Genomic DNA, 10,628 nt, shown 5'->3' on the forward strand with positions numbered 1-10,628 from the left:
AGATAAACTTGGCTCATTTTTAGGTCGACATTATAAAAAGTTCCCGATAGCTATCAGGAACTTCTACGAAATGTTACTATTTGGCCAGTTACAAAGACTAGGATGGCCATCCAGATAAAGAGGAAGCCTTTCAACTCTCCAAAGCTGACCGTCTCACCAAAAATGAGGATGGCTACGAGAAGTTGAATCGTAGGATTAAGATACTGGATAAAACCAATAAGGTTAAGCGGCGCCCTTTTGACTGCTTCTGAGAAGCAAAGCAATGGAACGGCCGTCACCACACCGGATATGGCTAGGAGAAACATTTCCATGCTCGAATAGGAAGAAAATGATTCTGGAGAAAAGAAAACAAGATAGATAGCTACAAAAGGTAGTAGCAAGCCGCTTTCTACTAGCATGGCTACGTCACTGGAGAGTCTAACCCCTTTTTTGATTAGACCATAGAAACCAAAGCTCAGAGCTAACCCCAATGAAACCATGGGAAGTTTTCCTGTATTGGCAACAAGAACCAGTACTCCTATAAAGGCCAATACTACTGCTGCCCACATGGTCCTACTCAATGATTCACGAAGAAAAATGAGGGCAAACAGGATAGAAACAATAGGCATAATGTAATAGCCCAGGCTAGCCTGCGTCGCTTGACCATGACCCACAGCATAGATATAAATCAACCAGTTAGCTGCTATGAGAAAACTAGCAAGTAGCATACGAAGCAAGGCTTTCTTATCTTGCCAAAGTTCTACAAGCTCCTTTTTGAAACGTGTATTTTGCTTAGCGACTAGGGCGTAAGTCAGCATAGTCACCACTGTAAAAACAATCCGCCACGAGAAGGTGTTATAAGCCGAAACACCTGCTAAAAGCTTCCAAAAAAGGGATAAAAATCCCCATTGAATATAGGTGGCTAGACCAAAGAGTAGCCCTTGATTTTTTCTAGTCAACGACAACACCTGCTTTATCCACAGATAGGATGAAGGTTTCACCATCTAAACCAAGACCATCGATAGCCGTTTTAAGAGCTTCAGCCTGATCATTTGGCGTCAAGGTCATAACTGTTGGGCCAGCGCCTGAAAGATAGGTCGCATAAGCACCATATTGACCTGACAATTCCTTAATAGTCGCAAATTCTTTAACCAATTTTTGACGGTAGCGTTCGTGGAACATATCCCCTTGAATAGCATGTCCTGCCTTAACCAAATCGCCTGCAAAGAGGGCAGCAATGGCAACGTTGGCAATAGATGATGCAGCTACAGCTTCTTTGTAAGACAGGTCACTTGGAAGTACCCCACGTGAATCAGATGTCTTAAGTTCATAGCTCGGAATGAAGGCTACAAAGGCACACTCTGGAAAGTCTGTCACGATGCTATTAACATGTTCATCCACATAAGAGGCTACAACGAGATTCCCAAAAATAGCTGGGGCAACATTGTCCGGATGACCTTCAATCTTGGTTGCAATATCAAGTTTATCATCGTCTGAGAGCTGCAAGTTTGCCAATTGATTGGCCAACTCGATTCCTGCGACAATAACAGAACTTGAAGAACCTAGCCCACGCGCTAAGGGAATATCTGATGTCATCACCAATTTATGGGGCTGCAAATCAGACTTAACTTGCAAGGCAGTTGAAATGAGGAGGTTATTTTCATCTGAAGGAATATCGCCCAAATCATGTTCGATATGCCATGCATCCACTGGTTCAAGCACCTCGACTGTCAAATATTTAGAAACGGCAACACCCACAGAGTCAAAACCTGGACCAATATTGGCAGATGTTGCTGGAACAGTAATTTTCATAATAATACACCAAAAGGAGGAAAGCCATCAGCGACTTTTCTCCTTGAATACCTTTCTTATACGCACCAGTATGGGCTTATCAATTAGTTAGACAAAACTTTCAATGTGTTGACAACTGTGAAATCTTCTGCTGCTTCAAGTTTTTCAGTAACAGCTTTAAGTTGTGTCTTAGACATAGCATGTGTAATCACAACGATACGAGCTGTTGTGCCATTTGCTTTTTGTTGCAAGACTTGTTCAAATGAAATATCTTCTGAGTTGAAGATTTCAGACAAGTGAAGGATTTTACCTTTTTCGTCTGGCGTATCAAGGGCAAAGTAGTAGTTACTCTTAACATCTGCTGGATTAGCCAATGGCAAGTCACGACGGAACTCATTAAATGGTTTACCAACATTGCCATCTGAAAGACGACGAGCAATACGGATAATATCTGCCAAAACAGATGTTGCTGTTGGTTTTTGACCAGCACCTGGACCGTAGTACATTGATTCGCCAATACCGATAGATTCAACAAAGACTGCATTCATGACATCGTTGACGCTAGCAAGTGGGTGATTTTTTGGCAAGAATGTTGGGGACACTTCTGCTGAGATACCTGATTCTACTTCACGCACATCACCAACCAATTTGATGACATAACCCAATTCTTGAGCAACAGCTACATCATCAGTAGAGATGTTTGTAATCCCCTTGTGAGTCACATCGTCGAAATCAATTGTGGCACCAAATCCAAATTGGCTAAGGATAACAGCTTTATAAGCAGCGTCAATACCTTCAACGTCGTTAGTTGGATCACTTTCAGCATAACCAAGTTCTTGGGCAGTCTTAAGAGCGTCCTCATATGACCAACCTTCGTCAACCATCTTAGTCATCATAAAGTTAGATGTTCCGTTAAGCACACCAAGGATACGTGTCACCTTATCAGACGTCAAAGAGTTAGCCAAAGTACGCAAAATTGGAATACCACCAGCAACAGCAGCTTCATAGTAGAAAGCCACTCCCTTATCTTGGGCAAGAGAAATCAACTCTTTTCCATGAGTAGCAATCAAGTCTTTGTTAGCAGAAACAACGTTTTTACCTGCTTCAAGTGCTTTTGTGATGAAGGTACGAGCTGGCTCTATACGACCCATCAATTCAACAACGATTTGAATCTCTTCATCATTAAGGATTTCGTCAACATTTGTGACAAAATTGTAGTCGTTTCCGGCAGCGATAAGACGATTTTTTTCCTCGTCATCTTTAACCAAAACTTTGGCAATTTCGAGTTGGTCACGTGAGGCTGCAAGAACCTTTTCACCATTTTCCTTCAAGAGGAAAGGAATACCGCTAGCTACTGTACCAAAGCCAAGCAATCCAATTTTAATAGACATTTACGATTTCTCCTTAAAAACATACATTTTTTTAATTGTACCACATTTCTATCGGAATTGACAGAATATTGTTGCCATTTAAGGAGGCAAGTATTCTTTTTACTGAAAATTCTGTGCATTTCCATCCCATTTTTGTTAGAATAATAACTAGACCTATTTGAAAGGGGATACAATGACTTCTCAAAAGAAAAAAACAACTCAAGCTAACAGAAAGAAACTGAACCTTCTTCTGCTTTTCCTAAATATTGTCCTTCTTGGCTTACTAGCAGTCTTTATGCTTAACCGACCAAATCAGTCGAAAAGCAAGCAACAACAGGCTCAGACCAGTCAGTCTAAGACGACAGCTAAATGGAAAACCTATGACGATCCTGTCCAAATCCCTATCCTCATGTATCATGCGGTACACGTCATGGATCCATCCGAAGCTTCTAACGCTAACCTTATCGTTGACCCAGACCTCTTCGAAGCACAAATCAAGGCTTTGTCAAAGGCAGGTTACTATTTCCTAACGCCTGAAGAAGCCTATAAGGCCTTCACTGAAAACGCTCTACCTACTAAGAAGGTTGTCTGGCTGACCTTTGACGATGGTAACGAAGATTTCTACACCATTGCCTATCCTATTCTCAAAAAATACAAGGCTAAAGCAACCAATAATGTGATCACTGGCTTTGTTAAGAAAGGAAATGCTGGAAATCTTACCGTCAAACAGATGAAAGAAATGATGGCTCACGGTATGAGCTTCCAGTCTCATACGGTTAATCACCCCGATTTGTCAACCACTGATAAGGCGACACAAAAGGTTGAATTAACGGATTCTATTGACTTCCTTGAAAATAAACTCAATACCAAGGTCAATACCATTGCCTACCCATCAGGTCGCTACAATCAAACGACACTTGACCTAGCTAAGAAAACTTACAAGTTAGGACTAACAACCAACGAAGGGCTAGCCAGTGCCAAGGATGGTCTTCTCTCACTTAATCGTGTCCGTATTCTGCCAACAACAACAGCTAAAGGACTTCTCAGCGAGATTGATACTGACAATGAGTAAAAGAAATCACTTGATTCAAGAATCAAGTGATTTTTATGTTCTAGTCAAATATTTCTGATAGGAGAGCCACACCCTTTTCAATTTCAGCATCACTTAGGGTGATTGGTGGCAAAAGACGAATCACGTTTGTCCCTGCAGTTAAGACAATTAACCCCTTATCTCGAGCCGACTGGACCAATTCTCCTAAATTGCCAGTAGTCTCAATCCCAATCATATAACCCAAGCCACGTACAGTGGTAACCGTCTCTTTATCAGATAAAGCTGCCTGCAATTTTGCTTGTAACTGGTTTCCATTTTCAAGGGCAGTATCTAGAAAACCTGGGACCAACATAACTTCAAGCGTAGCTTTGGCCGCCGCCATAGCCAGTTTATTTCCTCCAAAGGTAGAGCCGTGACTTCCGTAAGAGAAGGCTTCTCCAAGAGATGACTTAGCAAGCATGGCACCAACTGGCACCCCATTTGCCAAACCTTTTGCCAGAGTAAAGATATCTGGTTCAATATCATAGTGCTCATAAGCATAAAGCTTACCAGTACGACCAAGTCCTGTCTGAACCTCATCTACAATAAGATAAATACCCGTCTCCTTACAAAAGTCAGCCAAAGCCTTAACAAAGTCCTTATCAGCAGGTTGAACACCTGATTCCCCTTGAACCAACTCCAACATAATAGCCGCTGTTTCGTCACTAGCTAGGGCCTTGACACTATCTATGTCATTGAAAATAGCATAGCTAAAGTGGGGCACACCTTCACCAAAGCCTTGTTTGATTTTATCCTGACCAGTGGCAGACATGGATCCAAACGTTCGACCATGGAAGGAATTTTGAAAGGTAATGATTTCTTGTTTGCCTGATGCCTTTCGGGCGATTTTTATGGCTGCTTCATTGGCCTCTGCACCACTATTACAGAAAAAGGCTAGATAGTCCTTGTCACCAATTAAAAGTCCAGCAACATCTTCTTGCAACTGATTGTGATAAAGATTAGGCTGGTGCAAAATCTTACCCACCTGCTCTGTCAAAGCCTGATTGACAGAGGGATGATAGCCCAGGTTAGTTACCCCGATACCAGATGAAAAATCCAAGTAGGTCTTGCCAGTTGTATCAGTCAAATAATTGCCCTGTGCCGAAGCAAAATCAATCGCTGCCCGTTTATAATTTGAAAATAATTTTGTCATCGTTTACTCCTTGATTATGGTACCATCTGTCAGGTTATCACCAATAATGACCTGCTCAACACCAGATTCAACCGTCTGAACAGCACTTTGAATTTTAGGAATCATGCCCCCAGTTATCACACCTGAATCTATTTTCTTATGAACGTCCACAAGATTCAGATGATCTAAAACCTGATCATTCTCTAAAACTCCTTTGACATCTGTCATGAGGATAAGTTTTTTGGCACCTAGACTAATTGCCACAGCTCTAGCAAGGTAATCCGCATTGATATTGAGCAAATCTCCCTGCTCACTATAGCCTAAGCTAGGAATCAAGGGAATCTTGCCTTGAGAAAGGAGTGCTACTAAGGTCTGATTGGTGATGTTTTTGACCTCACCCACAAAGTCATAAGTCTCTTGATCTAAGAAATCAGCATGAACAAGGTCCGGAAGCTCATCTATGACCTGATAGGCTGGCAAACCTGCAGTTGTCAGCTCACCTGCTAAGTTTTTCCCAACTATGTCAACCAAAGCTTCTCTAATCAAGGCCATATCTGACTGACCAGTCACACGAAGACCATTGACCTTGTGAATTGGAATATGATTCTCCTCCATCAGCTGATTAATAGCAAAACCACCCCCATGGATGATGATTATTTTTTGACCAGCCTGCTGCCATTCTGACAGTCTGGTCAGTATCTCAGGAGTTAGCTGTTTACTGGCTACTCCACCAATCTTAATTACAATATATTCAGTAGTCATCAGTTAACTCCTTTTCCTTAGATAGTCTAAGTGTGATAGAGGGCATTAATCTTAACGTAATCGTAAGAAAGATCACAACCCCAAGCGGTTCCTTTTTCATGTCCAGCATGAAGATCTACCGTAATGGTCACTTCATCCTCATGCATGATGTCTTTCATTTCCTCATCATCAAAGGTCACAGGACTAGAGGCTAGCATGACTGCCAGACCGCCAAGCATAATATCAACATTGTCCACAGGAACGTCCACACCGGCATAGCCAACAGCAGCTAGAATACGTCCCCAGTTAGGATCTTCACCAAAAATGGCTGTTTTGACCAGGCTTGAACCGACAACAGATTTTGCCATCATACGAGCATCAAGGGCATTAGGGGCATTGATCACATCAACTTGGATGAGCTTATTGGCACCTTCACCGTCCTTGGCAATTTTCTTAGCCAATTCTTGCATCACGAAATTAAGCATTTTTGAAAACTTATCAAATTCTGGTGTACCTGGCAGAATCTCTTCATTGAGCGTGCAACCATTTGACATGACAAGAACCATATCATTAGTTGATGTATCCCCATCAACTGTAATCTGATTAAAGGTCTTTTCCACATTTTGGCTCAAGGCTAATTGAAGGGTGTCACTAGAAATATTGGCATCACAAGTAATAAACCCAAGCATGGTTGCCATATTCGGGTGAATCATGCCTGAACCCTTAGCAACACCAGCCATAGTCACAACATCACGTCCAAAAGTCTCCGTCACAGCAATGGTCTTAGTCGCTGTATCTGTCGTCAAAATTGCCTTGGCGAAATCATCAGCATTACCATTAACCACTATCTTGGAAAGACCATTTTTCAGCGTATCCATTGGTAGCAACTCACCGATAATCCCTGTAGAAGCCACACCAATCATATCAGGTTCAACACCTAGCTTTTCAGCGGTCCACTCCTGCATGGTGTAAGCATCCTCCAATCCTTGAGTCCCTGTACAAGAATTGGCTACACCTGAGTTAACAACGATGGCCTTCATTTTCCCAGCCTTTTTAACTGAGGTCTTGGTCACAATAAGAGGAGCTGCAATAACCTTATTAGTCGTATAAACTCCTGCGACACTGGCTGGTTTTTCAGAGACAATCCAACCAAAATCCATTTTTCTCTTTTTAAATCCTGCATGTAGCCCGTCTGCTGAGAATCCCAGCGGGCTGGCAATTGTTCCATCTATGACTTTCATATTTTTTCTCCTAACTCTATGCTTACATCTACAAGTATGACGGTGTCAGAAGCAAACCTTCCGTCTCATCCCACCCCTGCATGAGGTTGAGATTTTGAACCGCTTGGCCAGCAGCACCCTTGATCAAATTATCAATGACCGAAATAACTGTCAGAACATTGGTTTTCTCATTATAGGCAAAGCCAATATCTGTAAAATTCGATCCAATAACGTTGTGTAGTTCTGGCAAATTATCTTGCACACGTACAAAAGGTTTATCATCATAAGCCTTTGTGAATGCTGAAGCTACATCAGCTACAGTCACGTCCTTCTTCAACTTACAATAAACCGTAGCCATGATTCCACGATTAACGGGTAAAAGCGACGTTGAAAACTGAATCTCAGGCATTTCCGGATTAAAGCCCTGCAAGGTTTGAACAATCTCAGGAATATGCTGATGATGATTGAGTTTATAAGTCACGTAATTATCATGAACATTGACAAAATGACTAGACTCACTTAAAGCCTTACCCGCACCAGTTAAACCAGACTTGGCATCCACAATGACACTATCCGTCTCAATCAGACCGGTAACAACCAAAGGAATCAAGGCTAACTCTGTCGCTGTCGCATAGCATCCAGGATTGGCAATAAATTTCTTACCCTTCACATCTGCATATTCTGATAATGCGTATGTAAATTTATTCAAAACACTCTGCTTAGCAGGTGATTTTTTATACCATTCTTGATAAACATCTGTTGGCAAGCGATGATCGCCAGACAAATCAATAATAGGAAAATCAGCCAGAACAAATTCCTCTGCTAGCGAACTAGCGACTCCTGAAGGTGTGGCAAAGAAAGTCAAATCCGCCTTTTGCATAATCTTTTCCGCATCGTAAGCTTCAATTTCTAAGTCACAAACACCTGTCAGATAGGGATACACATCAGACAATCGTCGGCCCACTTCCTTGGTTGCGTGAATAGAAACAAGTTCCACTTTTTTATGATTATTCAAAATTTTAACTAACTCTAAACCACTATAACCAGTGATACCAACGATTGAAATTTTCATTTATGCACTCCTTTTGAATAAATATGTAACTAGTTTATTGTATTTTTATTCATTTGTCAAGGAAGAATTGAAATTAACATGAAAAAAAACAAGCAGTCTTTTTCAACTACTTGTTTCATGATTGTTATCTAGTTATTAAATAATTGCAAGTTGGCAATACGATCGACTGCTTCGACCAGACGTTCTGGCTCTACCAAAAGCCCGATACGAACATAAGCATCTCCTGCAGGACCGAATCCTTTACCTGGTGCCACAGCAACATGGGCTTTCTCAAGCAAAAGATCCGCAAAACTCTCACTAGTGTAACCCTCTGGTACAGGCATCCAAGCATAGAAAGAACCTTTGGATGGAAAGGCCTTCCAGCCAATCTTAGCAGCTGCCTGGACAAAAGCATCTCGACGGCTATCATAAGTCGCATTCAGTTGAGCAACAGCCTCCTCAGATTTAGGATCTAAGAGGGCTGCAATCCCAGCCTCCTGCAAGGCAGGAAAGATTCCCACAAAAAGATGGTCTTGAATCAGATTTAAGGCTTCAATCATTTGATCATTCCCAGCAGCAAAGGCCAAACGCCAACCAGCCATATTGAAGGTTTTCGAGAAAGTATAGAACTCAATGCCCACATCTTTAGCACCAGGCGTTGACAAGAAGCTAGGATTCTCATAGCCCTGATAACCCAAAGCTCCATAGGCTAAATCACTCACCACACCTACTTCGTAGGTCTTAGCCCAGGCAACTAACTTTTCATAAAAAGCCTTAGTCGCCACAGCCCCCGTCGGATTATTCGGATAATTGATATAGATAAACTTAGCACGGCGAGCTGTCTCCTCTGGAATGGCATCCAGATCTGGCAAGAAATCATTTTCAGCCGTCAAAGGAAAGGTTTCATAGGTCACACGGCCTAAACTCACTCCTGATAAATAATCAGGATATCCTGGGTCAGGTAGGAGCAGGAGGTCACCTGGATTCATCAAAGCTATGGGTAATTCCACAAGCCCAATTTTAGCACCTCCCATGACACAAATCTCACGCTCCGCATCCAAATCAACCCCATAATGTTTCTTGTAAAAACTAGCAGCAGCTTCCTTAAAAGGATGATTGCCTCGAAACTGTGAATACTTATGGCTAGCAGGATTTTTCGCTGAGGTACAAAGCGCCTCAACAATATGGTCATAGGTTGGTTGGTCAGGATTGCCCTGACCAAGATTGATAACATCTGCTCCTTCCGCCACCTTGGCATTAACTTTAGCAACCAAACCTGCAAAAAACTGCTCTGGCAATGCCTTCAATAAGTCAGATTCTTCAAATAACATAAACACTCCTTAATGATACAAGTCCGTGCGACGATCCTCAAAAACAGGAATCTGACCTCGAACCTTATCTACCTCTTCAAGATTAATATCAGCCGTAAAAATTCCCTCCTCATGCTCCTTGGTTTGTAAGACCACATTTCCAAGTGGATCTATAACCATAGAATGTCCTGAAAAGATATCGTCCGGTCCTGCTCCAACACGATTGACAGCAACTACAAAAGCTTGATTTTCAACTGCACGCGCCTTTAACAAAATCTCCCATTGCTGCACTCGAGGTTCCGGCCACTGCGCTACCACAAAAAGTACCTTGGCCCCTTGTGCCATCTGTGTTCGCACCCATTCAGGAAAACGGATATCATAACAAATGACACTGGCAGCTATCACACCATCAAGCTCAAAAACAGACTCATTCGACCCAGCAGACATGTACTGGTCCTCTGCCATAAGGCCAAAGAGATGGACCTTGCTATAGGTATTGATTAAGTCCCCAGACTTATTATAGACATAGGTTGTATTGTAGAATTTGCCGTATTGCTCAATAGCAACAGACCCTCCGATAATAGCCACAGCATGTTTCCTAGCAAAATGAGACAAGAGTTCTTGAGAGTCCAATCCATGCTTATCCGCAAGCCCATCAAGTTCATTTAAAGCATAGCCTGTATTCCACATTTCAGGAAGCACAATAACATCAGGATTATCATCAAGCGCCCTTTCCAGCATCTCTATGACGTGTTTTTTATTTTCCACAGGCTGTCCGTGAACGACATCCATCTGTACCAACGCGATTTTCATAATAACCTCGATTCTATATTAACCATTATAGCACTCCAAAAGACGTCACAAAAATTGAAAAATTCAATCTCATGATAAAGAGAGGCTATCAGAAAAGGCTGGACATATTGTCCAACCTGATTCTTTATCTC

At 42.0% G+C, this 10,628-nt stretch carries 10 protein-coding genes; 1 reads left to right on the forward strand and 9 read right to left on the reverse strand.

The annotated features are described in order from the left end of the window. Positions 1 to 53: 53 nt before the first annotated feature. The 3 genes from rarD to O3670_RS02365 form a co-directional block, all read right to left on the reverse strand. Positions 54 to 938: an EamA family transporter RarD gene (gene rarD, locus O3670_RS02355; RefSeq protein ID WP_037604151.1), complete on the reverse strand. Its 885-nt coding sequence runs from the start codon at positions 936 to 938 to the stop codon at positions 54 to 56. After that, positions 931 to 1,791, reverse strand: coding sequence for a homoserine kinase (gene thrB / locus O3670_RS02360; protein ID WP_037604149.1), 861 nt, complete (start codon positions 1,789 to 1,791; stop codon positions 931 to 933). Before thrB ends, rarD begins: the two co-directional genes overlap by 8 nt. Before the next feature lie 83 nt (positions 1,792 to 1,874). Further along, on the reverse strand, positions 1,875 to 3,161 hold the full coding sequence (locus tag O3670_RS02365; RefSeq protein ID WP_002890168.1) for a homoserine dehydrogenase: 1,287 nt from the start codon (positions 3,159 to 3,161) through the stop codon (positions 1,875 to 1,877). Between the two features lie 172 nt (positions 3,162 to 3,333). Here O3670_RS02365 and O3670_RS02370 point away from each other — a divergent pair, with 172 nt between their 5' ends. Further along, complete coding sequence (locus tag O3670_RS02370; protein WP_048676240.1) at positions 3,334 to 4,212, forward strand: polysaccharide deacetylase family protein; 879 nt, start codon at positions 3,334 to 3,336, stop codon at positions 4,210 to 4,212. A gap of 40 nt (positions 4,213 to 4,252) precedes the next feature. On the opposite strand, the gene O3670_RS02375 is transcribed toward O3670_RS02370, so the two are convergent. From O3670_RS02375 to O3670_RS02400, 6 genes are all read right to left on the reverse strand, one after another. After that, complete coding sequence (locus O3670_RS02375) at positions 4,253 to 5,383, reverse strand: acetylornithine transaminase (RefSeq protein WP_073685618.1); 1,131 nt, start codon at positions 5,381 to 5,383, stop codon at positions 4,253 to 4,255. Between the two features lie 3 nt (positions 5,384 to 5,386). After that, positions 5,387 to 6,124: an acetylglutamate kinase gene (gene argB, locus O3670_RS02380; protein ID WP_175057436.1), complete on the reverse strand. Its 738-nt coding sequence runs from the start codon at positions 6,122 to 6,124 to the stop codon at positions 5,387 to 5,389. 26 nt (positions 6,125 to 6,150) lie between these two features. Next, positions 6,151 to 7,344, reverse strand: coding sequence for a bifunctional glutamate N-acetyltransferase/amino-acid acetyltransferase ArgJ (gene argJ, locus O3670_RS02385; RefSeq protein WP_371595749.1), 1,194 nt, complete (start codon positions 7,342 to 7,344; stop codon positions 6,151 to 6,153). Between the two features lie 28 nt (positions 7,345 to 7,372). Continuing rightward, positions 7,373 to 8,395 carry an N-acetyl-gamma-glutamyl-phosphate reductase gene (argC, locus tag O3670_RS02390; RefSeq protein ID WP_073685621.1) on the reverse strand — a complete coding sequence of 341 codons (1,023 nt, stop codon included), beginning with the start codon at positions 8,393 to 8,395 and terminating at the stop codon, positions 7,373 to 7,375. A gap of 128 nt (positions 8,396 to 8,523) precedes the next feature. After that, positions 8,524 to 9,705 carry a pyridoxal phosphate-dependent aminotransferase gene (locus O3670_RS02395; RefSeq protein ID WP_155123805.1) on the reverse strand — a complete coding sequence of 394 codons (1,182 nt, stop codon included), beginning with the start codon at positions 9,703 to 9,705 and terminating at the stop codon, positions 8,524 to 8,526. A gap of 9 nt (positions 9,706 to 9,714) precedes the next feature. Beyond that, positions 9,715 to 10,497, reverse strand: coding sequence for a carbon-nitrogen family hydrolase (locus O3670_RS02400; protein ID WP_048676257.1), 783 nt, complete (start codon positions 10,495 to 10,497; stop codon positions 9,715 to 9,717). Between the last annotated feature and the right edge of the window lie 131 nt (positions 10,498 to 10,628).

This window comes from Streptococcus sp. 27098_8_74, from assembly GCF_041431705.1.
Classification (GTDB): domain Bacteria; phylum Bacillota; class Bacilli; order Lactobacillales; family Streptococcaceae; genus Streptococcus; species Streptococcus salivarius_E.

Excerpts from the sequence above, each read along its gene's own strand:
- argJ (WP_371595749.1), bottom strand. The coding sequence starts at position 7,344 with ATGAAAGTCATAGATGGAACAATTGCCAGCCCGCTGGGATTCTCAGCA.
- O3670_RS02365 (WP_002890168.1), bottom strand. The coding sequence starts at position 3,161 with ATGTCTATTAAAATTGGATTGCTTGGCTTTGGTACAGTAGCTAGCGGT.
- O3670_RS02375 (WP_073685618.1), bottom strand. The coding sequence starts at position 5,383 with ATGACAAAATTATTTTCAAATTATAAACGGGCAGCGATTGATTTTGCT.
- thrB (WP_037604149.1), bottom strand. The coding sequence starts at position 1,791 with ATGAAAATTACTGTTCCAGCAACATCTGCCAATATTGGTCCAGGTTTT.
- O3670_RS02370 (WP_048676240.1), top strand. The coding sequence starts at position 3,334 with ATGACTTCTCAAAAGAAAAAAACAACTCAAGCTAACAGAAAGAAACTG.
- O3670_RS02400 (WP_048676257.1), bottom strand. The coding sequence starts at position 10,497 with ATGAAAATCGCGTTGGTACAGATGGATGTCGTTCACGGACAGCCTGTG.
- argC (WP_073685621.1), bottom strand. The coding sequence starts at position 8,395 with ATGAAAATTTCAATCGTTGGTATCACTGGTTATAGTGGTTTAGAGTTA.
- O3670_RS02395 (WP_155123805.1), bottom strand. The coding sequence starts at position 9,705 with ATGTTATTTGAAGAATCTGACTTATTGAAGGCATTGCCAGAGCAGTTT.
- argB (WP_175057436.1), bottom strand. The coding sequence starts at position 6,124 with ATGACTACTGAATATATTGTAATTAAGATTGGTGGAGTAGCCAGTAAA.